The organism is Hydrogenophaga sp. FG152 (assembly GCF_057809615.1).
This window is the reverse complement of record NZ_JBMDKH010000018.1, coordinates 93,864-120,164: the sequence shown is the minus strand read 5'-3', so window position 1 is coordinate 120,164 and position 26,301 is coordinate 93,864. Positions and strand designations below refer to the sequence as shown.

The window sequence follows — 26,301 nt, the reverse complement described above, 5'->3', positions numbered from 1 at the left end:
CGACGCCCCCCAGCCCGACGCCGACACCATGACCACCACGCACGCCAGCACCCAAGCGCCCAAGCCCGCCGAAGCCGCGTCCAAGCCGGCCCAGCCAGGTGGCAACCCGCGCGCCAACGCCGACAAACCGGCCGAGGACCTGTTCGCCAGCCTGCTGAGCCTGGTGAGCGACACGCACCAGACCGCGGCCACCAACACCCTGCCCGACGGCGAAGCCGCCAACGACGCGCAGGCCGAAACCGACGACCCGACCGAAGACAACCCCCTGGCCGCCCTGCTCGCCTGGGGCCTGCCCGGCACCACCGCGTCCGCCACCGGCACGGGCGCGGCGGCCACGGCCTCGCCCGGCAAGGCCGAGGGCACTGCCCGCGAAGGGGGCATCGACGTCAGCGGCATGACCCGCGTGGACGAAGCCGCGCCCACCCTGCCCCATCCGGCCGCGCAAGCGCGCGCCGCCGCCGCTTCGCGCCCGGCCTTCAGCCCGTTGAACCCCAACGCGGCGGCCGCCACTGCCGCCCAGCGCGCCGGGGAGAGCAATGCCCTGCCAGGCGGCGCCCCGGCCATGGTCTGGCAGCGCGGCGCGGTCTCCAGCACCGACGCCCTGCAACAGCAGCAGAGCGCCCAGTTCGCGCAGGTGCGCGCCACCGTCGCCCTCAACGAGCGCCTGGGCGTGGCCTCGGCCGGCACGGAAGTGGGCGCCGGCCCCACCAGCCCGCGCGAATTCGCCCTCAGCGGCCCCGCCGCCAGCGCCACGGCCACCGGCCCGGCGCAGGACGGCAGCCTGACCGCCGCGGGCGGCACCGCCCCCGGTGACAGCAGCGGCAGCAACGACCCATCCTCCCAGTCCTTCACCGACCCGAGCAACGGAGACGGCCGCCAACCGGCCGACGCCCGTGCCGACGCCGAAGCCCCGACCGTGAGCCACTGGGGCACCCAGCACATGCGCCATGCCAGCCTGCGCGTGGGCGGGGAAGGTGCCGACGCCATCGACATCCAGCTCGCCGTCAAGGGCCAGGAGGTGCAGGTCGCCTTCCAGACCGACAACGCCGAGGCGCGCGCCACCCTGCGCGAAAGCGCGGGCGAATCGCTGGCCGACCTGCTGCAGCGCAGCGGCATTCAGCTCGGCGGCGTGTCCGTCGGCTCGCAAGGCCAGGCACAGGGCGATGGCTCGTCGTACCAACCCCGCCCGGCCGGCCTGAGCACCGAGGCCCTGGGCCGTGCCAGCCAGGCGGCCGAACCGGCCGCCCGACCGGCCATGGCCCCGCGCACCGACGGCAGCCGGCCGCTCGACGTGTTCGCCTGATTGAGCCCCCACGCTCCGCCGCTGCGCGGGTCGCTGCCCCCCACAGGGGCTGTTTCGCCTTGGGGCGGCCCGGCGGCGAAACGCTGAATAAGCGCCTTTTCCGGCGCTTATCTCGCGAACAGCCAGGGGGGTGGCGCCCAATAATTCTTTCAACCCCACCCGGTATGGCCGGTGGGCCACATTGAAGGAAGAACATGTCCGCTGCCGCCGCCACCGCCACCGCTGCCGCCCCCGAAGCGCCCAAGAAGAAGAGCAGGAAACTGCTGTTCATCGTGCTCGGCGTGGTCGTGCTCGCGCTGATCGGCGCCGCCGCCGCGCTGTTCATCCTCAAGAAGAACACCGCCGAAGACGACCACGAGGACGATGGGCACGCCCCCGTCGAACAGGCCGCCAAGAACCCCAAGACCGCGCCGGTCTTCCTGCCACTGGAGAACATGGTCATCAACCTGGCCGACCCGGGCGGCAACCGCTTCATCCAGCTCGGCCTGACGCTGCAGCTGCAGGACGCCGCCACCGAGACCGCCGTCAAGGCCTACCTGCCCAGCATCCGCAGCCAGGTCCTGGTGCTGATCTCGCAGCGCACCGCCGACGAGATGCTGGCGCTCAAGGGCAAGGAAAAGCTCGCCAGCGACATCATCGCGACGATCTCGAAGGAGATGGGCTATGCCGTTGCCGGCGAGGCTGACGAGGCGTCGCGCAAGAAGAAGACGAAGGCCGCGGCCAACCCCGTGCAGGCCGTGCTGTTCTCCAGCTTCATCGTTCAATAAACAGGACGACACCCCATGGCCGATTCGTTTCTGTCCCAGGAAGAAATCGACGCCCTTCTCGAAGGCGTCACCGGCGAGAGCCAGAAACTCGCGAAAGAGGAAGTGCCCACCGGCGGTGTGCGCGACTACAGCCTCTCGAGCCAGGAGCGCATTGTGCGTGGGCGCATGCCCACCATGGAGATCGTCAACGAGCGCTTCTCGCGCAACCTGCGCCTGGGCCTGTTCAACTTCATCCGCCGCAGCCCCGAGATTTCGGTGGGCGCGGTGCAGGTGCAGAAGTACAGCGCGTTTCTGCGGGAACTGGTGGTGCCGACCAACTTCAACATCATGGCCATCCGCCCGCTGCGCGGCAACGGCCTGGTGGTCTGCGAGCCCACGCTGCTGTTCGGCGTGATCGACAGCCTGTTCGGCGGCAATGGCAAGTTCCACACCCGCATCGAGGGCCGCGACTTCTCGCCCACCGAGCAGCGCGTGATCAACCGCCTGGTGGAGGTGGTGGCCGAGGAATACAAGAAGGCCTGGCGCGGCGTGTACCCGATCGAGCTGGCCTACCAGCGTTCGGAGATGCAGCCCCAGTTCGCCACCATCGCCACCCCCAGCGAAATCGTGGTCTCCACCAGCTTCACACTGGAGATCGGCGACATCGCGGGCTCGCTGCACATCTGCATTCCCTACGCCACGCTGGAGCCGATCCGCGACGTGCTGTATTCCAGCGTGCAGGGCGACGCCATCGAGGTCGACCGCCGCTGGGTCAAGCTGCTGAGCCACGAGATCCAGGCCGCCGAGGTGACCATGGTCGCCGAACTGGCCCAGACCGAGGCCACGGTGGAACAGCTGCTGGCCATGCAGATCGGCGACTTCATCGAACTCGATCGCCACCCTTCGATCAGGGCCCACGTGGACGGCGTGCCCGTCTTTGAATGCCAGTACGGCACCCACAAGGGCAAGTACGCCCTGCGCGTCGAGCGCAACCTGCGTGGCACCGATTTGCACTGGCTGGGAGATTCCTATGTCAACTGAGAGCACCAACACCATGAACGACGCTGTTGCCGACGAATGGGCCCAGGCCCTGGAAGAACAGGCCGCCACCACCGAAACGGTCGCCGACGGCGCGCCCGAGTTCGAGGCCAGCACCGCCCCCATCGCCTCGGGCACGAGCCCGATGCAGGACATCCAGATGGTGCTGGACATCCCCGTCCAGCTGTCGGTGGAACTGGGCCGCACCCGGGTGCCGATCAAGTACATCCTGCAGCTCGCGCAGGGCTCCATCGTCGAACTCGACGCATTGGCCGGCGAACCCATGGACGTGCTGATCAACGGCTACCTGATCGCCCAGGGCGAGGTGGTGGTGGTGAACGACAAGTTCGGCATCCGCCTGACCGACATCGTGACGCCGTCCGAGCGCATGCGCAGGGTGAGCCGGACATGACCGCAGGTCATGTCTCCCCCTGCGCCGCCTTCGGCGTCTCCCCCCTGGAAGGGGGGCGATGCCTGAGGCCCGGCGAAGCCGGTTCCTCGGCATCCCTGGACTGAAAACCTCTTCTCCGATCGAGCCCCTCATGCTGCAAAACGCGATGCCCGCGCTGCTTCTGCTCGCCCTCATGGTGGGCCTGGCCTTCGCCCTGAAGTGGGCGCGCCGCCGCCTGCCCGGCGCCGTGGGCCACAGCGGCCCGCCCATGCAGGTGCTCTCCACCCTGTCGCTGGGCCCGCAGCAGCGCGTGGTGACGGTGCAGATCGGCCAGGGCGAAGACCGCGTGTGCCTGGTGCTCGGCGTGTCCGCCGGCAGCGTGAACGCACTGCACCAGATGGCCCTGCCGGCCGATCTGGTGGACCCGGCCGGCCCCATCGTCACACCCGCCAGCGGCTTCGCCGCGCGCCTGGCCCAGCTGACCCAATCGCTCAAAGGCCCCCATGCGCCGCGTTGATCGGTCACACCCCCGCCACGCTGCGCGTGTCCCCCTCAAGGGGGCGGCGCCAGCGGCCCGGCAAAGCCGGTTCCGCGGCACCTCTGGAGGGCGGCACCTCACGCACGCCGTGTTGGCCTTGCTGGCATTGTTCGTCGCCACCGGTGCCTGGGCCCAGGGCGCGCCCGCCGCACCCGCCGGCCCCACCTTGCCGCTGATGGTCGGCCAGGGCGCGGGCGGCACCAGCTACTCGGTGCCGATCCAGACCCTGCTGTTCTTCACCGCGCTGTCCTTCCTGCCGGCCGTGCTGCTGCTCATGACGGGCTTCACCCGCATCGTGATCGTGCTCTCGCTGCTGCGCCAGGCCCTGGGCACGCAGTCGGCCCCGCCCAACCAGGTGATCGTCGGCCTCTCGCTGTTCCTCACGCTGTTCGTGATGGGCCCCACGCTGGACCGCGTGTACGCCGACGCCTACGAACCCTACTCGCGCAACGCCATCACCTTCGACCAGGCGCTCGAACGCGGCCAGGCCCCCATGCGCGAGTTCATGCTCAAGCAGACGCGCCAGTCCGACTTCGAACTCTTCGCCAAGCTGGCCAAGCTGCCCAACGACGTGACCGCGCAGAACGCCCCCTTCCGCGTGCTGGTGCCGGCCTTCGTCACCAGCGAGCTCAAGACCGCGTTCCAGATCGGCTTCATGATCTTCATCCCCTTCCTGGTGATCGACATGGTCGTCGCCAGCGTGCTGATGTCGCTGGGCATGATGATGCTCTCGCCTGTGCTGGTGGCCTTGCCGTTCAAGCTCATGCTGTTCGTGCTGGCCGATGGCTGGAACCTGCTGCTCGGCTCCCTCGCGGCGAGCTTCGCAACATGACGCCCCCACGCTCCACCGCTGCGCAGGTCGCTGCCCCACGAGGGGGCTGGGCCGCCTTGGGAGCGGCCCGGCGGCGTCCCGTTTTCTCTCCGACAAGGTTGAATGACTGATGGATCCCCAAGCCGCTCTCACGATGGGGCAGAACGCCCTCTTCATGCTGCTCATGGTCGCCGCGCCGGTGCTCGCCACGGTGCTCGGGGTGGGCCTGCTGGTCAGCCTGTTCCAGGCCATCACGCAGATCAACGAAGCCACGCTGGCCTTCGTGCCCAAGCTGATCGCGGCCATCGCGGTGTTCGCCATCGCCGGTCCGTGGATGATGACCACCATGGTCGAGTTCATCCGCAGCACCATCCTCTCGATCCCGAACTACGCGCTCTGAGCGAGCGATCGGCGCCGCATGCCCACGTTCACCGAAGCGCAGATCATGGCGCTGGTCTCGCCGGTGTTCTGGCCCTTCCTGCGCATCCTGGCCGTCTTCTCCAGCGCGCCCATCTTCTCCTCGCGCTCGGTGCCCATGCGCACCCGCGTGGGCCTGGCCTTCCTGGTGGCAGTGTGCGCCCAGGCCGGCCTGCCCGAACAACCCGTGATCGGCCTCACCGACGCGGGTGCCTTCGCCGTCGTGATGCAGCAGGTGATCGTGGGCATCGCCATCGGCCTGGCGGTGCGCATCGTGTTCGCCTCCGTCGAGCTCGCCGGTGAACTCATCGGCCTGCAGATGGGCCTGAACTTCGCCGGCTTCTTCGATCCGTCCACCAACTCGCAGTCCAGCGCCGTGGGCCGCTTCTTCGGCAACACCACCATGCTGCTGTTCGTGGTGATGGGCGGCCACCTCATGCTGCTGCAGGCCGTCGTGGCCAGCTTCAACACCTTTCCGCTCAGCGGCAGCGCCTTCGAATCGATCAACCGCATGCAGCTGCACGAGCTGGGTTCGGTGGTGTTCCGCTATGGCCTGTGGATCGCGCTGCCCATGATCGGCATGCTGCTGTTCATCAACATCGTGCTCGGCTTCATCTCGCGCATCGCGCCGCAGATGAACGCCTTCGCCATCGGCTTCCCGCTCACCCTCTCCGCCGGCCTGGTGGGCATCGCCTTCACCTTGCCCATGCTGGACACGCCCGTGGCCGCGCTCATGAAGCTGGCCACCGAAATCTTCACCGGCGGTTGAGGCGGCGGCGGTGCTTGGCTCCACCGCGCCAACCGCCCGTCCGGCCGCGCTACACAAGCGCGGGGGTGCGTCGAAACAGCCCTCAAGGATCGGCGGCACCTTCGCCGCGCCATCCGCTTCTCTTCCGGAGACTTCATGAAACTTCGCACCCAGATCCTCTGCCTTGGCCTGGCCGGCGCCGCGCTGGTGTCTGCCGCAGGCGGCATCGGCCTGCTCGCCGTCTCATCCATGGCCGCCAAGGTCGAGGCCTCCGCGCTTTCCAGCCAGGCCCTGCAGGCCTCCCTGAGCGCGGACATGATGCACGACGCCCTGCGTGGCGACGCGCAGCGCGCGCTGCTGGCGGTGATGAAGAACGACATGGCCACCGTGACCGCTGCGCGCAAGGATCTCGACGACCACGTGGCCACGCTGGGCGAAGCCCTGAAGAAAATCGCCGCCGCCGGCATCGACCCCGAGGCCCGCAAGGCGCTGGACGCCACCCTGCCCGTGGTGCGGCAATACACCCAGGCCGCGCAGGCCGTCATCGGTGGCGCCGCCCAGGGCATGGCCCAGGCCGAAGCCCAGTTGCCAGCGCTGAACCAGGCCTTCGCCCAACTCGAAGACCAGCTGGAGAAACTCTCCGGGATGATCGAGGAGGACGGCGCCACGATTTCCGAGGCCGCGGCCGCCAGCGTCGCGCAATCGCTCTGGACCATCGCCATCGCGGTGCTGGTGGCCACCGCGCTGCTGGTGCTGGGTGCGCTCTGGGTCGCCCGCCTCATGGCCATCGCCATGGACCAGGCCGTGGCCGCCGCCGGCCACCTGGCCGAAGGCGACCTCACCCGCCCGATCGCCCTGGTGGGCAACGACGACACCCGCCAGCTGCTGGGCGCCATGCGAACCATGCAGAAACGCATCAGCGACACCGTGAGCCACGTGCAGGACAACGCCGCGCTGGTGTCGGATGCGAGCGTGCAGATCGCCCAGGGCAACACCGACCTCTCCACCCGCACCGAAGAGCAAGCCGCCGCGCTGGAAGAAACCGCTGCGTCAATGGAAGAACTGGGCACCACCGTGCGCCAGACCGCGGACCACGCCGGCAAGGCCAACGAACTGGCGAAAACCGCCTCTCAGGTCGCGGCCGAGGGTGGCGACGTGGTGGGCAAGGTCGTGGAAACCATGCGCGGCATCAACGACAGCTCCAGGCGCATCGCCGACATCATCGGTGTGATCGACGGCATCGCCTTCCAGACCAACATCCTGGCGCTGAACGCCGCAGTGGAAGCGGCGCGCGCCGGTGAACAGGGCCGTGGCTTTGCCGTGGTGGCCGGTGAAGTGCGCAACCTCGCGCAGCGCAGCGCTCAGGCGGCCAAGGAAATCAAGGGCCTCATCGACGCCAGCGTGGAACGCGTGGCCGGCGGCACGCTGCTGGCCGACCAGGCCGGCGTCACCATGCAAGGCGTGGTCGAGGCGATCCGCCGCGTCTCCGACCTGGTGGGCGAGATCAGCAGCGCCACCAGCGAGCAGAGCGCGGGCGTGGGCCAGGTGGGCGAGACCATCAGCCAGATGGACCGCGTGACGCAGCAGAACGCCGCGCTGGTGGAAGAAAGCGCCGCCGCCGCCGACAGCCTGAAACAACAAGCCCTGCAGCTGGTGCAAGCCGTTGCCGTCTTCAAACTCAACCGCGATCCGCGCCTGGGCATGCCGCTCGCGGCGTGACCGGCGCCACGGTCTTTCGGGCGCTCAGCAGTCCTGCACCAGTTCCCGCACACGGAAGATGCGGGAGCGGACCGTGCCGATCGGGATGCGGAGCGACTTGGCCGCCTGCTCGTAGGTCAGGCCCTCTTCGATGTAGGCTTCGAATGTCGACGACAGGGCCTCGGGCATGGCGCGCATCTTCTGATCGACAAGCCGCAGCCGCTGCTGCAGGGCAACGATGTGAAGAACATCGGGGGCGCCGCGCGTGTCGTCGGGCCCGTCTTCCATGTCCACGAAGCGCGCGCGATGAGCGACGGCCTTGGCCACGTGCTGTCGGCCGACATTCTGCGCGACGCCAAAGATCCATGACTCCAGGCACGATCGCCCGCCGAAGTTCCGCAGCGATTTCAACACTTCCACATACACGTCCTGCACCAGATCGTCGACCAGTTGGGGATCGCGCTCAAACCGCCGCAAGAAGCTTCTCAGCTTGCCATCCGTGCGCAATGCCAGCGTGGCCAACTGGTCGTGCAAGTCCGAAAAGGTGAACGCCCATCAAAGCCGCCTCCTGGTTCTTCTCCACCATGAGAACAAGTTCATCATGCCCAACCTCGTGGCTTGGGTTGCTTTTGAATTCAGAGAGTTGGATGTCGCAACTGCGTACGGGAGACAGATTCATTTCGAGGATCCAGAGTCAAGGTTGGTGACGTGTTTTCAACCCTTCGTTCGTGTCGAAGGCGAGCGTTGAGTGAAGGTGTTCTGCCTTAAGTTCGCGCCTTCCGTCGCTCAAGCGAAAGTGCGCTCCCTACCACAGCCACCGGTTCCCGAGCAATCCCCCAAATCCGTCATTTCGAGCCCGCATGCGAGCGCCTCGTTCCAGACTGGCCGGACCGAAATACCTTGGCAAAGAAACCAGATGCAGGCCAGCGCAGGGTCCGCTCGGGTGCATGGGTCCGCGCCTACCGCTCCAGCAAACCCCGCAGCATGCGCTGCGGATCGGCCAGAACGTCGCGCGTGACGCGCACGTGTTCCGTGTCTTCGTGGGCCACCGGCGCCACGCCCTCGGCGCCGCACTGGCAGATGCACGCGTCCGGGTAGGCCATGGGCAGTGGCAAGTGCGTGGCGATGACGAATGGCGAGCCTTCGTTCACCAGGTCGCAGGACTGGATGACCGGCGCACCCAGGCCGGGCTCGGCGTCGAGCTGTTCGAATCGGAACGGATAGCGCTCGACGGTATCTCGGCGCAGGCTCATGCGCTGCCGGAACCGGGACGAGATCATGGCGGGGTGGGTTTCAGGTTCAGGCCAGCAGGCGCGGCACGGCGGCCACGAGCATGGCCACACCCGACAGGCTGAGCAGGGACAGCACGAGCTTGCGGAACGCGGCCTCGCTCAGCCCCACGTACAGGCGCGAGCCCAGCAGCACGGGCACGAGCAGCGCCACGGCGACGATGGGCAGCAGGGGCCACATGTCGCGCGTGACGGCGCCTGCGATCACGTAGCCGAGCATGGTGAAGGCCAGGGCCGCGAGGTTGAAGTTCTGGATGATGGCGCGCTGCGTGTCTTTCTCCATGCCGCGCAGCGTGCACCACAGCGTGGGCACCACGCCGGTGAAGCCACCGATGCCGCCCATGAAGCCGCCCGCGAGGCCGGCCACGCCATCGGCCACGCGCCCGCCGCGCGAGACCTTGGGCAGGTGCGAGGACATGAGCATGATGGGGCACCAGATCACCAGCACGCCGCCGAGCACCAGGCGGAACAGGTCGGGGTTGAGGTGCGGCAGCACGGCGATGCCCATGGGAATGCCGATCACGCCACCGGCGAGGAAGGGCGCGAGCACCTGCAGCCGGAAGGCGCGCCGGCTGGTGACCGCGGCCACGATCTGGCCGGTGAGCGAGCCGAACACGGCCATGACGGCGGCCACGCGCGGATCGATGCCCCAGACCCAGAAGGACATGGCGACCATGCCGAAGGCAAAGCCCGAGAGGCCTTGCACGAAGCCGGCCACGGCCGCGCCCAGCACGAGCAGGGCGATCTCTGGGGTCGTCACGTTCCCATCTCCTCAAGAAAGAAGGCGGCCCACCACCGGGTGGGCCGCTTTCGATCTTGCCACGGGCACACCGCGCGGGGCGGCGGGGCCGGTGCTGTTCAGTTCTGGGTTTCGATCTTCTCGTCCTGCACGAGCTTCTGCCAGCGCGCCACTTCGGTGGCCAGCACCTTCTGCGCTTCGGCCGGCTCGGTGCTGGTGGCGCCCAGGCCGAGCTTGCGCAGGCGGTCGATGACCTCGGGCTTGGCCATGATCCGGGTCATCTCGCGCGAGAGGCGCGCCACCACGGGCGCGGGCAGGTTCTTCGGGCCGGCCAGCGCGGTCCAGCCGGTCACGTCGAAACCTGGCGAGACGGTTTCGGCCAGGGTCGGCACGTCGGGGTAGGTGGGCCAGCGCTGCGTGCCGGTGACGGCGAGCAGGCGCAGGCGGTTGCCGTTGACGAGCGGCTCCATGCTGGCGAGGTTGTCGAGCACGGCCTGGATCTCGCCGCCGGCCACGGCGGTGGGCGCGAGGTTGCCGCCCTTGTAGGCCACGTCGATGAACTTCACGTGCTCACGGCTTTGCAGCAGCACGCTGGCCAGGTGCATGCCGGTGCCCACGCCGGCGTGGCCCATCGAGAGGGTGCCGGGTTTGTCCTTGGCCTGTTTCATGAGTTCGCCCATGTTGCGGATGGGCGAGCTCGCGCCCACGGCCACGCCGAAGGGAAAGCGCGTGGTCATGGTGACCATGGTGAAGTCGTTCACCGAGTCGTAGGGCAGCGACTTGTAGAGCGCGGGCGAGATGCTGTGCCCCGAGGCCATGAGGAACAGCGTGTGGCCGTCGGGCTCGGCCTTGGCCACGGCATTGGCCGCCAGGGTGCCGCCCGCGCCGGGCCGGTTTTCCACCACCACGGGGCTGCCCAGCGCTTCGGCCAGCTGCTGGGCCACGAGCCGGGCGGTGGCGTCCACGCCGCCGCCGGGTGTGAAGCCGAGCAGCAGCTTGATCGGCTGGCGCGGCCAGTCGGCCGCCTGCGCGTGCGCGATGCCGGTGGAGAAGGTGGCGAGCAGGCCCGAACAGAGGGCGGCGAGCAGGCCACGGCGACCGAGGCGGGGGGATTTCATGCGGTTGTCTCCGGGTTCAGTTCTGCACTTCGATCTTTTCGTCCTTGATGACCTTGGTCCAGCGCGCCACGTCGGTGGCCAGGAAGGCCTGCGCCTCGCGGGGCGAGGTGGCCCAGGCGTCGGCGGCCTGGAGGCGGAGGGTTTCAACGATGTTGGGGCGCGCCAGCGTGCTCTGCACCATCTCGTTGAGCTGCGCAACGACGGCCGGTGGCAGGCCCTTGGGGCCGGCCAGCGCGTACCAGGCGCTCACGTCGAAGTCGGGCAGCAGGGTCTCGGCCACGCTGGGGATGTTGGGGAACAGCGCGAAGCGGTTCTTCGAGGTGACCGCGAGCGGCTTGACCTTGCCGTTCTCAATGTGGGCCGCCATGCCCGCCAGCGAGGTGAAGAGCAGTGGCACTTCGCCCGCGATCACGGCCAGCGCCGGCGCGCTGCCGCCCTTGTAGGGCACGTGGGTGAGCTTGACGTCCGCGCGCGACTGGAACAGCACGGCCGCCAGGTGCATGCCGCTGCCCTGCCCGCCGGTGCCGTAGTCGATCTTGCCGGGCTGGGCCTTGGCCTGCTGCACCAGTTCCTGCACCGTCTTGAACGAGGCGTTGGGGTTGGCGATGATGGCGAACGGGCTGCGCGCCACCATGGAGACCATGGTGAAGTCGTTCACGGGGTCGAACGGCAGCGATTTGTAGAGCCCCGGCGCGGCGGAGTGGCCCGAGGCCATGAGGAACAGCGTGTAGCCATCGGGCTCGGCCTTGGCCACGTAGTTCGCGCCGATGGTGCCCCCGGCACCGGGCTTGCCCTCCACCACGGCCTGCTGGCCGAATTTCTCGGCGAACTGCGCGGCGATCAGGCGCGCGAGGTTGTCCACCGGCCCACCCGAGGTGAAGCCGTGGATGATGCGCACCGGCTTGGTGGGCCAGGCGGGCGCGCTGCCCTGGGCGTGCGCCGCAGTGCCGAAGAGGCCCAGCGTTGCCCAGGCCAGCAGGGCGGCGGTGAAGGTGTGGCGTTTCATAGGAAGAACTTCTCCGGTTGGGGGCCGCGCTCGACGGGCCGTGATTGGTAGTTGCCCTCCCCGAACATGCGCATGCGCGAAGCCATGAGCTCTTCGCTGAGCTTCTGCAGCTTCGTTTCGTCGAAGGTGAGCTTGCCGCCGCGCTTGGCGAACTGGCCCGCCACCAGAACGTTTTCGATGTCCGAGGTTTCCGCGTACATCACCACGATGTGCGCCGGGTTGCCACCGGGCAGCGCCGGGAAGATGTTCATGCCCCGGGCGTCGAACATGACGAGATCGGCCTGCTTGCCCGGCGTGATGGAGCCGGTCTTCTTGTCCAGGCCGAAGGCCTTGGCGCCGCCCATGGTGGCCCAGTAGAGGGCGTCGCGCGTGAGCGTGGAGTGCTGCGTCTTCGCGGGCCACTTGCCTTCGTGCCAGAGGCTGCGGTTGTCCAGCTCGCGCTGGTGCAGGAAGGCGTGGCGCGTCACCGCCAGCATCGAGCTGTTGAAGTAGGGATCGCAGTCGGTGCCGAGCGAGGGCATCGCGCCGTGCTTGACGAGGCGCCCGAGCATGGCGGGCTGCTCGTAGTTCAGCATCTCGGTGAGGTTGGTGGCGGTGATGGTGCAGCCCGCGTCGAGCACGATCTTGAGTTCCTCGTCGTCGAAGCAGTTGCCGTGGCCGATGTTGTGGTCCGGCCCGAGCAGGCCTTCCTTGGCCAGGCGCGGGTAACCGTCTTCGACCACGCGCTTGCCCTTGCGGCCGTAGGTGTGGGCGGAGTTGATGAGGCCGTACTCGCGCGCCAGGCGGATGTCGTGCGCCGCCACGTCGTACTCGCCCCAGTCGGGCCCGAGGATGGCCATGGCCAGGGTCACCAGGCGGTCGTCGCTCGAGAGGCGCCCGGTGCGCAGGCGGTGGATCTCTTCGCGCGGGAAGGGCTTCTTGTGGTACGGCACCTCGCCCGGCCGCTCGGGCGGCTTCACCGTGCCGCGCGCGAACACGGCGCGGATGCCGGACTCTTCCAGCGCGTCGATGGCCACGTCGGTCATCTCCGCGTCGCGCAGGATGTGGCACCAGTCGACGATGGTGGTGGTGCCGTTGCGCAGCTGGTTCAGCGAGCCCAGCAGGTTGCCCAGGTACACGTCGCGCACGCCGTACTTGGTGGCGAGGTTCTGGTGCATGTTGGCGTGGTAGTCGCGGCTGCCGACCCAGTCGGAGCCGATGCCGCGCAGCTGGAATTCCCAGGTGTGGATGTGCGCGTTGACCAGGCCGGGCGTGACGATGCGGCCCTTGCCGTCGATCACTTCGGCGCCATCGGCTTGCAGGTTGGGGCCGACGGCGACGATCTTGTCGTTCTCGATCAGGATGTCGGCGTCGTCGAAGTCGCCCACGGCGGGGTCCATGGAGAGGATGCAGGTGTTCTTGATGAGGAGGCGGGTCATGGGGTTCGTGGGGTTCGTGGGGTGAGAAAGGACATCAGGCCGGGGAATCCGTCGGCGGGACGGGGCGGGTGGAGTTGCGCACGACCAGCTCGGGCCGCAGCACGACGGTGGCGGGCGACATCTGCCGCCCGTCCAGCCCGTCGAACAGCAGCTGCGCGGCGCGCCAGCCAAGTTCGCGGTGCGGCAGGCGGATGGTGGTGAGCGAGGGGTTGACCATGTCGACCAGCGGCATGTCGTTGTGGCCGGTGACGGCCACGTCGGTCGGCACGCGCAGGCCGGCGGCCTGCAGCGCGTCGTAGGCGCCCAGCGCCACCAGATCGTTCGAGCAGACCACGGCCTCGGGCGGCTTCGCGCTTTGCGCGAGCAGCTGGGCCATGGCCAGACGGCCGGCCTCGCGGCTGTAGGACTCGCAGGCCACCACGCCCGCGCTGCGCAGGCCGCGGTCGCGCAGCGCCTGCTCGAAGCCCTGCAGACGGCCCAGGCCGGTGGGCAGGCTCTGGGGGCCGGCCAGGTGGGCGATGCGCTCGCAACCGGTGCGCACCACGTGGTCCACCGCGAGCTTCATGGCCAGCCGGTCGTCGCTCACCACCGAGGGCAGGCGGCCGGACTCGTCGGCGCGGTTGACCATGACGGCATGCAGGCCGGCGCCGACGATGAAGTCCACCAGCGGGTCTTCGCGCGAGGCGATGGCCAGCACGATGCCGTCGACCTGCTGGGCCAGCATGCGCTCGACCGTGGGCCGGGCCAGCGCGCTGGCGGCCACGTTGGCCACCATCACGAACCAGCCGCGCGCGGCCGCGCAGGCTTCGATGCCCTGCAGGATGGGTGGGAACACCGGGTTGGTGATGTCGGGCACCAGCACGCCGATGGTGTGGGTGCGGCCGGTGCGCAGGGCCGAGGCCGCGCGGTTGGGCCGGTAGCCCAGGCGGCGCGCGGCCTGCTCGACGGCCTCGAGCACCTCGGCGCTGACGGCGGCGCGCCGGCGCGGATCGAGCGCGCGCGAGACGGTGGACAGGTGCACGCCGGCGGCCCGGGCGACGTCGCGGATGGTGACGGGGCCGGCGGGCTCCGTGACAGAGGGGGAGCGGGGTGATTCGGTCACTTTGAAGGTTTCATGCAAACGTTTGCCATCATTCTGGCGGGATTCTTTCAAAACCTCAACAGGGATAATTTGGTGCAAACCCTATGCCTTGCCCCACTTTGGGGAGTGACAATAAGCAAACGTTTGCAAGAAAATCCGCTTTCCGAGAAACCGCCGTGAACCTGATCTCCACCCCCGAGTCCGTGCTGGCCGTGGCGCTGGCCGCCATGGAGCGCACGCCCGACCCCCGCCTGCGCGAAGTGATGGCCGCGTTGACGCGCCACCTGCATGCCTTCGCGCAAGAAGTGCGCCTGACCGAAGCCGAATTCGAGCGCGCGATCGGTTTCCTGGTCGACATCGGCCAAGCCACCGGCCCGAAGAAGAACGAGGTGGTGCTGGCGGCCGACCTGCTGGGCGTGTCCACCCTGGTGGCCCTGCTCAACAACCCGGGCCATGCCGGTGGCGAATCGCCCGCCGCGCTGCTCGGCCCCTTCTGGCGCGAGCGCGCGCCGCTGTGCGAGCCCGGTGAATCCATCGCGCGCGCCGGCACACCCGGCGTGCCGCTGGAGGTGCGTGGCACGGTGCGCGATCCGCAGGGCCAGCCGGTGGCCGGCGCGGTGGTGGACGTGTGGCAGGCCTCGCCCGTGGGCCTGTACGAAAACCAGGACGACAGCCAGCCCGACATGAACCTGCGCGGGCGCTTCACCACCGACGCGCAGGGTGCCTACTTCCTGCGCAGCGTGGTGCCCGCGGGCTACCCGGTGCCCACCGACGGCCCCTGCGGCGAACTGCTGCGCGCCCAGCGGCGCCACCCCAACCGCCCGGCCCACCTGCACTTCATGATCAGCCAGCCAGGCTTCAAGGTGCGCGTGTCCCAGGTGTTCGCCGACACCGACGAGAACCTCGACAGCGACCCGGTGTTCGGCGTCACGCGCGCCCTGGTGGGCCGCTTCGAACTCGATGCCGATGGCGCCCAGGCCCGGCTGCAGCATGACTTCACGCTGGAGCCCGGCGAGACCGTGTTCCCCAAGGCCCCGATTCCCTGACCCCCCTCTCTTTCTCTTCCTCAAGAACCCATGGCTTTTGAACCCCAGACACGACTCGACGGCAAGGTGGCCGTCATTGCCGGCGGCACCGGCGCCATCGGCCTGGCCACGGCGCACCGCCTGGCCGCGCTCGGCGCGGCCTGCGTGCTGCTGCACCGGGGCGACGGCGCGGCCGCCGCCGAGCTCGCGGCCGGCCTGCCCGGCACGCAGGCGCATGGCGCGGTGCGCGCCGACATCGTTGACAGCGCTTCACTCAAAGCCGCCGCCGAGCAGGTGGCGCGGCAATGGCAGCGCTGCGACATCCTGGTCAACAGCGCCGGCTTCACCAAGGCCGTGCCCGCCGCCGACCTCGACGCGCTCGACGACGAACTGATCGACCGGCTGATGCAGGCCAACTTCCGCGGCGTCTTCGCCACCATCCGCGCCTTCGCGCCGCTGCTCAAGGCCAGCGGCGACGGCCTGATCGCCAACGTCTCGTCCATCGCGGGCTTCACCGGCGTGGGCAGCAACCTCGCCTATGTCGCGGCCAAGGCCGGCCTGGACGTGGTGGGCGACGCGCTGGCCAAGGCGCTGGCGCCCGCGGTGCGCGTGGTCTCCGTCTCGCCCGGCGCGGTGGAGTCCAGCTTCGTGCCGGGCCGGGGCGCGGAGTTCAACACCAAGACCGCCGCCACCACGCCGCTGGGCCGCGTGGGCCAGCCAGACGACGTGGCCGCGACCATCGAGGCCCTCGCCACCACCCTGCGTTTCGTCACCGGCACGCGCATCGTGGTCGATGGCGGCCGCCACCTCTGAATCCCCGCGCCCATGAGCCTCTTCAACCCGCTGTCCCAGAAGACCCTGATCACCTGCGCCGTCACGGGCAACCTGGTCAAACCTGAGCAGACGCCGCACCTGCCCGTCACGCCCGAGCAGATCGCCCGCGAATGCCTGGCCGCCGCCGAAGCCGGTGCCGGCCAGGTGCACATCCACGTGCGCGACCCCCACACCGGCAAGCCGTCGATGGAACTCGAGCTCTACCGCGAGGTGGTGGACCGCATCCGGCGCGAGAACCGCGAACTCATCATCAACCTGACCACCGGCCCGGGTGGGCGCTTCGTGCCGAGCGAGGACGACCCCAAGGTGTACGCGCCCGGCACCACGCTGCTGCCGCCGGACCAGCGGGTGGAACACATCGCGCTCATCAAGCCCGACGTGTGCTCGCTCGACTTCAACACCATGAACTCGGGGCCGGACGTGGTCATCAACACGCCGCGCAACGTGCGCCGCATGGCCGCCACCATCCGCGCCGCCGGCGTCAAGCCCGAGCTGGAGATCTTCGATTCGGGCGACATCCACCTCGCGCTCGACCTGATCGCCGACGGCAGCCTGGAAGGCCCCGGCATGTGGACCTTCGTGCTCGGCGTGAAGTACGGCTTCGCGCCCTCGCCCGCCACCGTGCTCTACGCGCGCGACATGCTGCCGCCCGGCGCCATCTGGACGGCCTTCGGCATCGGCCGCATGGAATTCCCCATCGTCGCCCAGGCCTGGCTCGCGGGTGGCCATGTGCGCGTGGGCATGGAGGACAACATCTACCTCGACAAAGGCGTGCTCGCCCAGAGCAATGCCCAGCTCGTCGCCCGCGCGCGGGACATCATTCAAAGCATGGGCGGCACCATTGCCAGCGCGCGCGAGGCGCGCACGATGCTCGGCCTGCCGCAACCATAAGAACAGGGAGAACGCTCTTGACCGCACGCATCCACGAAGACACCGGCATCGCGCCACACCCGTCCACCGACACCGGCCAGGCCCTGCGCCTGCTGCAGAAGGCCGACAGCATCGACACCCTGCGGCTGATGCTGGTGGACAGCCCCCAGCGCGTGCCCGCGCCGGGCCACGCGCTGGTGCGCGTGGGCGCGGCGGCCGTCAACCCCAGCGACGCCAAGGCCAGCCTGGGCATCATGCCGCAGGCCGTGTGGCCGCGCACCCCGGGCCGCGACTTCGCGGGCACCGTGGTCGAAGGCCCCACCGAATGGATCGGCCGCCAGGTCTATGGTTCGGGCGGCGATGTCGGCATCACGCGCGACGGCTCGCACGCGCGCTACCTCGAACTGCCGCTGGCCGCGCTGCGCGCCATGCCGGCCAACCTCTCGATGGAAGAGGCGGGCGCGGTCGGCGTGCCCTTCGTCACCGCCTACGAGGGCTTTCGCCGCAGCGGCATGCCCCGCGCCGGCCAGACCGTGATGGTGATGGGCGCCAACGGCAAGGTGGGCCAGGCCGCGGTGCAGCTGGCCGCGCAGGCCGGCGCACGCGTGATCGCCGTGCAGCGCGGCCCCGGCCCGTTCGCCGGCTTCAGCTGCGCGCCGGTGGACGTGATCGACGCCACGGCGGTCGACGTGGCCGCCACCGCCCGCGACCTCACCCAGGGGCGCGGGGCCGACACCGTGTTCAACACCGTGGGCAGCGCCTACTTCGACGCCGCCAACAAGGCCATGGCCAAGGGCGCGACGCAGATCTTCATCGCCACGCACGACCGCGCCGTGCCCTTCGACATCTTCGCGTTCTACCGGGGCATGCACACCTACGTGGGCATCGACTCGCTCGCCATGGACTGCGCCACCTCCACCGCCCAGCTCGACGCCATGCGCGAAGGCTTCGAACGCGGCACGCTCAAGCCCTTCCCCATCGCCCGCGCCTACGACCTGGCCGATGCGGCCGAGGCCTACCGCGCCGTGCTCGGCGGCAGCACGGACCGGATCGTGCTGCGCCCCTGAACGCCCACCCGCGAGGAGCCACCGCCATGCACGTCACCCGCTTCGACGAGGCGCCCACCTACGAGGCGCCCAACCACTTCGACATGCGCTGCCTGCGCCTGCAGGGCAAGGAAGCCGGCCCGTCCACCCAGATGTGGATGGGCATGAGCCAGCTGCTGCCCGACGGCCACACCACGCTGGACCCGTCGCCGGTCGAAAAGCTCTATTTCGTCGTCGAGGGCGAGGTCACCCTGGTGGGCGCGGTGGACGGCGTGCCGCAGCGCGCCACGCTGCGCGCCCTCGACTCCTGCCGCTTCGCCCCGGGCGAGGCGCGCCAGCTCATCAACGAGAGCAACCGGCCGGCCATGGTGCTGCTGGTGATGGCCAACATGCCACCGGCCTCCCCCGCATGAAACCCCTGCCGCCCGCTCAGCGGGCGGGACGCCAGAACATGTGCAGTTCGTCGTGCAACACCCCGTCGATCCGCAGGGCGGCGGGTTCACGGCCGAAGGTCTGGAAGCCCAGGGATTCGTACAAGGCGATGGCGGCCACGTTGCCGGCATTGACGCTCAGGTTCACCTGAAGCAGTTCGGGCACCGACGCGGCCAGCGCGAGCGCCTCCACGAGCAATCCACGGCCCGCGCCCTTGCTCCGCGCCTCTGGCGCCACGTACAGGCCATAGACCATCCCCTTGTGCCGCAGCTTGCGCTTGTCTTCGCGCCGCAGCGTCACGATGCCGATCAGCCGGTCTCCCTCGAAGGCGCCGAACGCGCCCTGGTCGGGGTGCACCGCGAGGCGGGCCGCCGTCGTTTCGGGAGGGAAAACCACCTCTTCCTCATGGCTGGAACCGAACGCGGTGGGTTCCTCTTGCAAGGCGGACAGGCGCAACGCGCGAAAGGGGCTGGCGTCTTGAGGGGTGAGGCGGCGAATGTGCATGCGCGATGTGAGGTGGCGTTGGGGGGTGTCGGGGGGTGTCGGGGCGTTCAATGCGGGCCCGAACGGAAGCGGCTGGGCGAGGCCCCGGCCGACTTTCGCATGAGGCGCCGCAGGGCGGTCGCGTCTTCGTAGCCCACCTGGGCCGCCACCTGCTCGATCGTCAGGCGGCTGCGCTCGATCAGCATGCGCGCGCGGTTGAGCCGCACGCTCTGCACGAGCGCCAGCGCGCCCCGTCCGGTGGCGGCTTTGACGTGCCGTGCCAGGGTGCGCGGCGACATGGCGAAGGCCTCGGCCAGCGCCGCCACGTCGGGCGGGTGGGGCAAGGCGGATTCGATGTGTTGCGTCAGGCGGCCGATCAGCTCGTTGCCGTTGGACTGCATGGCGGGCAGCACGAAGGGCGCCTGCGCCTGGCGGCCGTCGATGAGCAGCACGCGGCTCACCGCGTCCGCCAGCGCCGTGCCGAAGCGGGTGCGCAGCAGGTGGAGCATGAGGTCGGTCTGCGCCAGCGCGGCACCGGCCGTGGTGATGGGGCCGTCGGCGCAGACCATGCGGTCCGCGTCCACGCGGCACAGGGGTGCGAGGCCTTGCAGGCGCGGCGCCAGCCACCACGAGGTGGTGGCCCGCCGGCCATCCAGCAGACCCGCCGCCTGCAGCAGGAACACAGCCGAACAGGACGCGGCCACCTCGCCGCCCCGCGCCGCGTGCCGCCGCAGGCCCTCGCTGGCGGCCCGCGCGTCGTCGCGCACCAGGCGGTCGGCCAGCGCCGAGGCCTGGTCCACCCCCAGGCCGGGCACGATCCAGGTCGAGCTGTCGCGACCCGCTCGGGCCGGCAGGGCGTGCGCCTGCAATTGCAGCCCGTGGCTGAGCGCCACCGGGCCACCGCCGGGCGAGCACACGCGCCAGGTGGGCTGCGGCAAGGCGAGCCGGGGCGCGATGGCCGCCGCCGCGCTCAACACGTCCAGCGTGACGGCCACCCCACTCCCCCAGGCCCCGGGCAGCACGAGAACGGTGAAATCACGCATGGCAGGAATAGCTTGAAAGATGTCGAAACAGACACTGGCAGTGTAGCGCCGGCCTTGGTGCAATCAAGGCCCTTCCACCTCCAGAGAGCCCAGGACATGCCCCACCCGAATCTGACCGAACACGACGCCCTCGGCGATTTCGAGGCGCGCGAGATCACGCTGGATGGTGCCACCAAGCGCGTGCACGTGGCCGGCCATGGGCCGGCGGTGATCGTCATGACCGAGATGCCGGGCATCAGCCCGCACGTGGCCCGCTTCGCGCGCTGGGTGCGCGACGCGGGTTTCACGGTGTACATGCCGTCGCTGTTCGGCGTGGACGGCGCGGTGCCCGAGGCCGTTGCGGGCATGGCCGTGATGCAGCGCGCCTGTGTGAGCGCGGAGTTCCGCGCCTTCGCCAACCGCAAGGGGCCCAACCAGGCCAGCCCGGTGACGCGCTGGCTGAGGCTGCTGGCCCGGCACGCGCACGAGGCTTGCGGCGGCCCTGGGGTGGGCGCCATCGGCATGTGCTTCACCGGCAATTTCGCGCTCACGATGATGCTGGAGCCTTCGATGCTGGCGCCCGTGCTGTCGCAGCCTTCGCTGCCGCTGGACGACCCGGCCGGCCTGGAGATCGGACCCGAGGACCTGGCCGAGGTGCGCTCGCGCCTGGAGCGCGAGGACCTCACGGTGATGGCCTACCGCTTCGCGGGCGACAAGTTCTGCAAGGCCGAGCGCTTCAAGGCCTACGAAGCCGCGCTGGGCCCGCGCTTCGTGGCGCAGGTGCTGCCCGACAGCGCCGCCAACCGGACGGCCCTGCCCCCGTTCTTCGAGCAGGTGGTGAACAGCCCGCACAGCGTGGTAACGGCGCACCTGATCGATGAGGCCGGCCAGCCCACCCTCACGGCGCGCGATCAGATCCTGGCCTTCTTCACGCAGCGGCTCAGGAATCCCGGCAGTAGCCCTCGCCCGATCGAACCGTCAGGCAGTTCTTCTTCTCGCTGAGCCATTTCATTCCGGTCTCGGCGCCGTGGGTGGCGCGCAGGGATTCCTTCACGCCGTCGCGCTCGAACTCGATGCGCTCATCACCCGCCGCCTTGCCCGGGAACGTGCGGGGGCCGTCGAGGTTGCGGATGGTCACCTCGTACTGGCCACCGCTGCCCGCGAGCTGGAGGTAAGTGCCCTCGGGTCCGTTCCATTGTCCCAGCCAGGCATCGGTGGCCGGGGCGGGCGCAGCAGGTGTGGGCGCAGGTGCCGGCGCGGCCGGGGCACTCGTGCCGGCCGGCGCCGGCGCGGCTTCGGGCGTGCGGTCCTGGCAGGCGGCCAGGGCGACGGCGATTGCGGCCATGCAGGCGAGGTGTGGGAACTTCATGAGGTGCCTTTCGGAGGGGCGCCAGATCAGCGTTCGGCAATGTAGTGCGACATGCGCGCGCTCTCGCCATCGGCGAGGAAGGCGCGCACCTCGGTCTCGATCGCGCGATCGGCCACGGTGGCGCGGGCGCGCTGGTGCAGGTAGTCGGCCCAGGAGGTGACGATGAAGCGCTCCACATAGCGCGAGGGCTCACCCAGGTCCTTGTAGACGCGCCAGAAGGTGGCGCCATCGCGGCGGCGCGGCGCCTTCATCTGGGCAATGGTGTCGAGAAAGGCCTGGTCCGCGCCGGGGCGGATGCGGTAGCCCACCTCGACCGCGATCGGTCCGGACTCGGGGCTGGGCTCGGCTTCCACGAAGAGCTCGTCCCAGGGCGTGCCCTGGGTCACCTCGTGGTCCGCGCCCACGCGCAGGGGGAAGGGGCGCGCCAGCAGCAGGCCCGAGGCCATGAGCACGCCGGCCGCGGCGAGCGCGGCGGTGAGGCCCACGATATCGGACAGCGCGCCCCAGAAAGCCGAGCCGATGGCGAAGGCACCCAGCGCCGAGACGATGTGCAGCGCCACCGCGCGCGAACGCACCCAGGGTGGCGCACTGGCCTGCGTGGCGGTGTTGAAGGTGGACATGGTCGCCATCCAGGCCGCGCCACCGAACGCCATGGCCACGTACACCACCGCCGGCACACGCACCCAGGCCGCCACCAGCATCACGGCGGCGAACACCACACAGGCCACGGCCACGATGGCGTCGAGCGAAAAACGCGCGCGAAGGCGCCCGATGACGAGGCCCGAGGCCACCGCCCCGGTGCCCAGGCAGCCCATGAGCAGGCCGAAGCCTTCGGCACCGGTGCCCAGCTGGCGCTGCGCGATCACGGGCAGCAGGGCCCAGAGCGCCGAGCCGGCCGCGCTGAACGCCATGACGCGCACCAGCTGCGCCAGGATGAGGCGCGAATGCCAGGCAAAGCGCAGGCCGCTGAGCGTGCCGCCCCACAGGCGCTCGGCCGGCAGGCTGGACGGCGGGTGCGCGCGCGGCGGCCAGCGGCGGATCGACTCCCACATCACCACCGTGGTGAACACCGTGACCACGAACACCCAGCCCGCGCCCAGGCGCGCGAACAGCAGGCCGGCCAGCGTGGGGCCGATGGCGCGCGCAGCGTTGTAGGCAATGCCGATGGCGGTGATGGCCTGCGGCCACTCGGGGCGGGGCACCGGGTCGACCACCGAGGAATTCCAGGCCGGCGTGAGCACCGCCGTGCAGCAACCGCAGACAAACACCAGGAACAGCACCGAGGCCGGCCCACCCCAGCCCGCCAGCACCAGCCCGGCCAGCAGCACGCTCGCGCCGACCTGGGCCATCAGCGCGCCCGAGATCAGGCGGCGGCGGTCGGTGGTGTCGGCCAGCACCCCGGCGGGCAACGCCAGCAGGAACATGGGCAGGAACACCGCCGTCTGCACCAGCGCGGCGAGAAAGGAGGAGCCGGTGAGCTCGACCATGAGCCAGGCGGCGGCCATGGTCTGCATGCCACTGCCGATGAAGAAGACCGCGCCGCAGATCCAGAGCCCCCGGAAAGCGGGTTGGCGAAGCGGGCTCCAGATGGATGGGGATGGCGGCGGCATCGGGCCATTATTCCGCAGGACCTCCGTTTCCGCCTTCCGTGAGGTTAGTACGGCGCCCTCCCGATGTCACCGGAGGCCGTCCAGCTGTGGCCCGTACTGAAACAGTTGCCTCAGTTCGGGTGTCAGCCTTTCGGATTTCGTCCCCGGCCAATGCGTGAAGGGCTCCAGCTCGAAGTGCTGCGTCTTGCCCACCGGCAGCGGCAGGCGCACATCGCCCTTGACCAGCGCAGCCGTGATGCGGCTGAAGTCTTCGTTCACGTGCACCTCCACCCGCGCCATGTCCGCCTCGCCCGGCAGGTAGTCGTTGTCTTCCAGCGTGCGCTGCGGAAACAGCTCATCAAACGCCGCGCGCACTTCGCTCAAATCGTCTTCACTCACAGCGCGCTCGCGCAAGCAGAACTCCAGCCACAGGTGATGCCGCTTGCCCTCTCTGTCGTGGAACCAGAACTTGGCTGTGTTGGGAATGCCGCGCATGCGGTGGATCTGGGTGTAGCTCGCCATCTCCCACTGCCCCACCGTTTCGGCCTCGGCGTTGCCCTGGTAACTCTCCAGCTCGGTCACGCGAGAGACATTGCCCGTCATCACATGCCGCCACGGGAACTTCACGCGGATGTGCCGCATGTACCACATGGCGTCGGGCCGCCAGCCGGCATCGATGCGCGCGATGGTCGCTGGCTTGAGCCGGTCCAGCATCAGGCGGCGGTCCTCGCTTTCGGTGAGCGTGAACGTGCCGCCCGGCAGGCTGGCGTTGTAGCTCTTTCGCGTGATGCCGTGCAGCACCACGGCGCGGTACTGCGCCAGCTCCACCTGACTGCCCAGGCCCGCAGCCCAGAGCATCACATGGCCATCGGGTGCCACACCAATTCGAACATCGTCATAGCGCGGCCGGACTTTGCCGTAGGTCACATCCTTGTCGATGATCTGAGGTGCTTGAATGAACAGATCGTGGATGCGGCGCAGCGGCAACTCGGCATCGAGCTGGTAGAAGCGGTCCTCCAAGTAGTCGTAGTACTTCAGGCGCAGTGTCTTGGGCAGGCGTGCGCCGCTTTCGTTGATGGCGCTCATGCCTCTGCTGCCCGCACCCCATGCCGCGCCAAAGCCGGTGTAGAACTGGGCCACGACCTGACCCTCGGCGTCCTTCATCCAGTTGTCGCCCGTCAAGGTGGTCACATCGCTCTGGCCTCTTGGCTCGATGTCGATGCCGTAGCTGCAAAACGTGACGTGCCATTTCATGGTGGCGGTTTCGGGGGTGGTGTTGCGCATGAAAAGTCCTTTGAGGAATTGAGCTTGGGCAGCGCCGGCGGACAGGCCAGCCCCCAATACGGCCGCCTGTGCCAGCCAGCGGCGGCGAGAGGTAAAGATCGGGGCGTCAACCGAAGACATGGCCACGCTCCATTTGCTCGGTGCCGGCGCGGTAGCGCGGCTGCATGGCAAAGGCATCGCTGCACGAGAGGTGCAGGAATCGGCGCCGAAAGGCTTTGGCCTGCTCGGTGCCCAGGTTCGCCTCCAGTCCCCAACTCTGCTGCGCCGGCTTCCACGCCACGAAGGCGTTGTCCTTGGCGAAGGCTCGCAACTGTTGCTGCACTTGAGCCACCTCGGGGCTTTGCGCCTGCATCTCAGCTTTGAGCTTGTCCGGGTACTGCGTGGTGGTGTGCCGCTCGGCCATGTCCACCATCAGCGATAGGCCCACCTTGTGGTAGTCGCCCTGCACCTGGCGCACATGGCGGTGCGGCTGGCCCCAGGCAGGCTGGTGGTCCGCTTTGCTGTACCAGCCCTGGGCGTACACAAAGGCCTGCGGCCCGGGCAAGGTGGTGGTACCGCCGTCGCGGTCGTGCACGCTGCGCAGGGCCGGCAGGTTGTGCACCTCCTCGGGTTCAGGCTTGTCGGTGCCGGCCTTGTAGCCACCGCCCACGTCCGAGTGCGCCCCGGGGATGCCCAGCTCGTAGCCCATGCGAGAGCGGATGCCGTTGACCTCGCTCTTGGCCCGGCAGGCGCTGGCGATGTTGGTGAGCGCGAAGTTCTCGCGGTATTCGTCCAGTGCCACGAGGTGGAACACCCGGCGCGCGGCATCGTCCTCAAAACGAAGCTGCAAATCGTCCACGTCGTTGCCGGGCAGCAGGCCCTCGGCCGAGACGGTGTCGAACAGGCCCACGAAGTTCACCTGCACCACCACCCGGCTCCAGCGGCCGGGAAAGTGTTTGGCGATTTCTTCCCGGTTGCGCAGCAAGCTCGCGAAGTGCCGCGCCGTGGCCGCGCCCCGGCTGAAACCGAACAGGTTGAGTTCCAGAAGCGCAGGCAGGCCTTGCTTTCCTCGCTTTTTCGCCACGAGGGTTTTCAGAGGCCCAAACGCCGATTGCGCGCGGCTTCGCATGCCGGTCTCGCCCGTGCCCAGGGCCTTGCCGGCGATGTCGTCGCCCTGCAGTTCCGTGGTGCCCATGCCTTCCACGTACACGCCCAGGTCGGGACCGTCTCGCTCCTTGTCCAGCGAGTCCCACATGCGCGCCACATTGGAGAGCGCGTTGTCGTAGCTGGTTTCTTTGCCGCCATACCGGTCGCGCACGGCCTTGTCCTTGGTGGTGACGTTGAAGTAGTTGTTCAGCGTGCCATCGAAGAACAGGTTGACCTGGATCTTGTCGATCTCCACCCGGAACCGGCTGTCCGGGATGGTGTTGGTGGTGGTCTCGTTCTGGTACAGACCTTGGCTATGAGAGTTGGTGGCCATGATGGGTGTCCTTGGGGGTGCCTCAAAGCTTTGAGTCGTGGTTCATTCGCAGGGTCGCGGCCGCCTCGCCGCTGCCCACCCGTTGCGTGCCGCCCTGGGCGTCCGTGACACCGCGCAGCGTGCGACCGTTGCCCAGCACGAGTTCGTAGGGGAAACCGGCCACAGGTTGTCCCTTCTTGTCGTACAGCTCAGGCAACTCGTTGAAGGGGGTCGTCTCCGGCAGCGGTTGCACCGGCATGCTCTTGCCCGGGCGGTAGCCGAAGCTCGCGGCCTGCACGGTGTGGGTGCCGGTGGTGCCCGAGGTGATGCCGCTGGCGTTCCAGATCGTGTAGCTGCCTCCGCCGTTGATCACGACCTCTTCTGTCGCGCTGAGCGTGATGCGCTCGGCCGTCATCGAGATGTCCAGCTTGGACAGCAGGTTCAGGCTCTTCTGCAAGGCCTGGATTTCGATATCGGCCTGCGCGCTGCTCAGGCGCATGCGCTGTTTGTGGGCAAAGAGCTTGACGGCCTCCTTGGCACTCACCAGCCAGCTCTTGCCCGCGCTCAG

Annotated in this window: 30 protein-coding genes; 16 read left to right on the top strand and 14 right to left on the bottom strand. The window is 69.1% G+C overall.

Features of this window, described 5'->3' with window-relative positions; genetic code table 11:
- Nucleotides 1-28 precede the first annotated feature (28 nt).
- The 9 genes from ACODTB_RS20560 to ACODTB_RS20520 all read left to right on the top strand — a co-directional run bounded on the left by ACODTB_RS20560 (nucleotide 29) and on the right by ACODTB_RS20520 (nucleotide 7,711).
- Nucleotides 29-1,303, top strand: coding sequence for a flagellar hook-length control protein FliK (locus ACODTB_RS20560; RefSeq protein ID WP_291113503.1), 1,275 nt, complete (start codon nucleotides 29-31; stop codon nucleotides 1,301-1,303).
- Nucleotides 1,304-1,497: 194 nt separating this feature from the next.
- Nucleotides 1,498-2,070, top strand: coding sequence for a flagellar basal body-associated FliL family protein (locus ACODTB_RS20555; RefSeq protein WP_291113505.1), 573 nt, complete (start codon nucleotides 1,498-1,500; stop codon nucleotides 2,068-2,070).
- Nucleotides 2,071-2,085: 15 nt separating this feature from the next.
- Nucleotides 2,086-3,090: a flagellar motor switch protein FliM gene (gene fliM / locus ACODTB_RS20550; RefSeq protein WP_291113507.1), complete on the top strand. Its 1,005-nt coding sequence runs from the start codon at nucleotides 2,086-2,088 to the stop codon at nucleotides 3,088-3,090.
- Entirely contained in the window at nucleotides 3,080-3,499 is a 420-nt protein-coding gene (gene fliN / locus ACODTB_RS20545) for a flagellar motor switch protein FliN (RefSeq protein WP_291113509.1), read from the top strand. Before fliM ends, fliN begins: the two co-directional genes overlap by 11 nt.
- Before the next feature lie 130 nt (nucleotides 3,500-3,629).
- Entirely contained in the window at nucleotides 3,630-3,995 is a 366-nt protein-coding gene (locus tag ACODTB_RS20540; protein ID WP_291113511.1) for a FliO/MopB family protein, read from the top strand.
- Between the two features lie 109 nt (nucleotides 3,996-4,104).
- Nucleotides 4,105-4,848, top strand: a complete 744-nt coding sequence (gene fliP / locus ACODTB_RS20535; RefSeq protein WP_291113513.1) for a flagellar type III secretion system pore protein FliP — start codon at nucleotides 4,105-4,107, stop codon at nucleotides 4,846-4,848.
- Between the two features lie 109 nt (nucleotides 4,849-4,957).
- Nucleotides 4,958-5,227 (top strand): flagellar biosynthesis protein FliQ, encoded by a 270-nt coding sequence (fliQ, locus tag ACODTB_RS20530; RefSeq protein ID WP_291113515.1) that lies wholly within the window; start codon nucleotides 4,958-4,960, stop codon nucleotides 5,225-5,227.
- An 18-nt stretch (nucleotides 5,228-5,245) separates the two neighbouring features.
- Complete coding sequence (fliR, locus tag ACODTB_RS20525; protein ID WP_291113517.1) at nucleotides 5,246-6,013, top strand: flagellar biosynthetic protein FliR; 768 nt, start codon at nucleotides 5,246-5,248, stop codon at nucleotides 6,011-6,013.
- Between the two features lie 135 nt (nucleotides 6,014-6,148).
- Nucleotides 6,149-7,711: a methyl-accepting chemotaxis protein gene (locus tag ACODTB_RS20520; RefSeq protein ID WP_291113520.1), complete on the top strand. Its 1,563-nt coding sequence runs from the start codon at nucleotides 6,149-6,151 to the stop codon at nucleotides 7,709-7,711.
- 24 nt (nucleotides 7,712-7,735) lie between these two features.
- On the opposite strand, the gene ACODTB_RS20515 is transcribed toward ACODTB_RS20520, so the two are convergent.
- The 7 genes from ACODTB_RS20515 to ACODTB_RS20485 all read right to left on the bottom strand — a co-directional run bounded on the left by ACODTB_RS20515 (nucleotide 7,736) and on the right by ACODTB_RS20485 (nucleotide 14,362).
- Nucleotides 7,736-8,224 (bottom strand): RNA polymerase sigma factor, encoded by a 489-nt coding sequence (locus ACODTB_RS20515; protein ID WP_488929692.1) that lies wholly within the window; start codon nucleotides 8,222-8,224, stop codon nucleotides 7,736-7,738.
- Between the two features lie 425 nt (nucleotides 8,225-8,649).
- A complete protein-coding gene (locus tag ACODTB_RS20510; protein ID WP_291113528.1) occupies nucleotides 8,650-8,970 on the bottom strand; it encodes a hypothetical protein in 321 nt (106 codons plus the stop codon).
- 19 nt (nucleotides 8,971-8,989) lie between these two features.
- A complete protein-coding gene (locus ACODTB_RS20505; protein WP_291113531.1) occupies nucleotides 8,990-9,739 on the bottom strand; it encodes a sulfite exporter TauE/SafE family protein in 750 nt (249 codons plus the stop codon).
- A gap of 98 nt (nucleotides 9,740-9,837) precedes the next feature.
- Complete coding sequence (locus ACODTB_RS20500) at nucleotides 9,838-10,836, bottom strand: Bug family tripartite tricarboxylate transporter substrate binding protein (RefSeq protein ID WP_488929691.1); 999 nt, start codon at nucleotides 10,834-10,836, stop codon at nucleotides 9,838-9,840.
- Between the two features lie 16 nt (nucleotides 10,837-10,852).
- Complete coding sequence (locus tag ACODTB_RS20495) at nucleotides 10,853-11,842, bottom strand: tripartite tricarboxylate transporter substrate binding protein (RefSeq protein WP_291113537.1); 990 nt, start codon at nucleotides 11,840-11,842, stop codon at nucleotides 10,853-10,855.
- Nucleotides 11,839-13,260, bottom strand: a complete 1,422-nt coding sequence (locus ACODTB_RS20490; RefSeq protein WP_291113540.1) for an amidohydrolase family protein — start codon at nucleotides 13,258-13,260, stop codon at nucleotides 11,839-11,841. The genes ACODTB_RS20495 and ACODTB_RS20490 overlap by 4 nt, the downstream gene beginning before the upstream one ends.
- Nucleotides 13,261-13,294: 34 nt before the next feature.
- Nucleotides 13,295-14,362 carry a LacI family DNA-binding transcriptional regulator gene (locus ACODTB_RS20485; protein WP_291113543.1) on the bottom strand — a complete coding sequence of 356 codons (1,068 nt, stop codon included), beginning with the start codon at nucleotides 14,360-14,362 and terminating at the stop codon, nucleotides 13,295-13,297.
- A gap of 12 nt (nucleotides 14,363-14,374) precedes the next feature.
- On the opposite strand from ACODTB_RS20485, the gene ACODTB_RS20480 reads away from it, so the two are divergent.
- From ACODTB_RS20480 to ACODTB_RS20455, 6 genes are all read left to right on the top strand, one after another.
- Nucleotides 14,375-14,521, top strand: a complete 147-nt coding sequence (locus ACODTB_RS20480; RefSeq protein ID WP_488929690.1) for a hypothetical protein — start codon at nucleotides 14,375-14,377, stop codon at nucleotides 14,519-14,521.
- A 47-nt stretch (nucleotides 14,522-14,568) separates the two neighbouring features.
- Nucleotides 14,569-15,387: a dioxygenase family protein gene (locus ACODTB_RS20475; RefSeq protein WP_488929698.1), complete on the top strand. Its 819-nt coding sequence runs from the start codon at nucleotides 14,569-14,571 to the stop codon at nucleotides 15,385-15,387.
- Between the two features lie 30 nt (nucleotides 15,388-15,417).
- Complete coding sequence (locus tag ACODTB_RS20470; protein ID WP_291113550.1) at nucleotides 15,418-16,179, top strand: SDR family NAD(P)-dependent oxidoreductase; 762 nt, start codon at nucleotides 15,418-15,420, stop codon at nucleotides 16,177-16,179.
- A gap of 12 nt (nucleotides 16,180-16,191) precedes the next feature.
- A complete protein-coding gene (locus ACODTB_RS20465; RefSeq protein WP_291113558.1) occupies nucleotides 16,192-17,091 on the top strand; it encodes a beta-keto acid cleavage family enzyme in 900 nt (299 codons plus the stop codon).
- 128 nt (nucleotides 17,092-17,219) lie between these two features.
- The gene (locus ACODTB_RS20460; protein ID WP_291113604.1) at nucleotides 17,220-18,137 is read left to right on the top strand and encodes a quinone oxidoreductase family protein; all 918 of its coding nucleotides are present in this window, start codon (nucleotides 17,220-17,222) and stop codon (nucleotides 18,135-18,137) included.
- Nucleotides 18,138-18,163: 26 nt separating this feature from the next.
- Nucleotides 18,164-18,529 (top strand): cupin domain-containing protein, encoded by a 366-nt coding sequence (locus tag ACODTB_RS20455; RefSeq protein WP_291113561.1) that lies wholly within the window; start codon nucleotides 18,164-18,166, stop codon nucleotides 18,527-18,529.
- Between the two features lie 16 nt (nucleotides 18,530-18,545).
- Here the strand turns inward: ACODTB_RS20455 and ACODTB_RS20450 are convergent, their stop codons facing one another.
- Both ACODTB_RS20450 and ACODTB_RS20445 read right to left on the bottom strand, forming a co-directional pair.
- Nucleotides 18,546-19,052: a GNAT family N-acetyltransferase gene (locus tag ACODTB_RS20450; protein WP_291113564.1), complete on the bottom strand. Its 507-nt coding sequence runs from the start codon at nucleotides 19,050-19,052 to the stop codon at nucleotides 18,546-18,548.
- Nucleotides 19,053-19,099: 47 nt separating this feature from the next.
- Nucleotides 19,100-20,074 carry a GlxA family transcriptional regulator gene (locus ACODTB_RS20445; protein ID WP_488929689.1) on the bottom strand — a complete coding sequence of 325 codons (975 nt, stop codon included), beginning with the start codon at nucleotides 20,072-20,074 and terminating at the stop codon, nucleotides 19,100-19,102.
- A gap of 96 nt (nucleotides 20,075-20,170) precedes the next feature.
- Between ACODTB_RS20445 and ACODTB_RS20440 the strand changes: the two genes are divergently transcribed.
- The gene (locus ACODTB_RS20440; RefSeq protein WP_291113569.1) at nucleotides 20,171-21,055 is read left to right on the top strand and encodes a dienelactone hydrolase family protein; all 885 of its coding nucleotides are present in this window, start codon (nucleotides 20,171-20,173) and stop codon (nucleotides 21,053-21,055) included.
- Here the strand turns inward: ACODTB_RS20440 and ACODTB_RS20435 are convergent.
- From ACODTB_RS20435 to ACODTB_RS20415, 5 genes are all read right to left on the bottom strand, one after another.
- Complete coding sequence (locus tag ACODTB_RS20435) at nucleotides 20,994-21,422, bottom strand: hypothetical protein (RefSeq protein ID WP_291113572.1); 429 nt, start codon at nucleotides 21,420-21,422, stop codon at nucleotides 20,994-20,996. The two genes, ACODTB_RS20440 and ACODTB_RS20435, sit on opposite strands and share 62 nt — an antisense overlap.
- A gap of 26 nt (nucleotides 21,423-21,448) precedes the next feature.
- On the bottom strand, nucleotides 21,449-23,032 hold the full coding sequence (locus tag ACODTB_RS20430) for an MFS transporter (protein WP_291113575.1): 1,584 nt from the start codon (nucleotides 23,030-23,032) through the stop codon (nucleotides 21,449-21,451).
- Between the two features lie 66 nt (nucleotides 23,033-23,098).
- Nucleotides 23,099-24,295: a DUF2931 family protein gene (locus ACODTB_RS20425; protein ID WP_291113578.1), complete on the bottom strand. Its 1,197-nt coding sequence runs from the start codon at nucleotides 24,293-24,295 to the stop codon at nucleotides 23,099-23,101.
- A gap of 106 nt (nucleotides 24,296-24,401) precedes the next feature.
- Nucleotides 24,402-25,754 (bottom strand): phospholipase effector Tle1 domain-containing protein, encoded by a 1,353-nt coding sequence (locus tag ACODTB_RS20420; protein ID WP_291113581.1) that lies wholly within the window; start codon nucleotides 25,752-25,754, stop codon nucleotides 24,402-24,404.
- 22 nt (nucleotides 25,755-25,776) lie between these two features.
- The gene (locus tag ACODTB_RS20415) at nucleotides 25,777-26,301 is read right to left on the bottom strand and encodes a DUF2345 domain-containing protein (RefSeq protein WP_488929697.1); all 525 of its coding nucleotides are present in this window, start codon (nucleotides 26,299-26,301) and stop codon (nucleotides 25,777-25,779) included.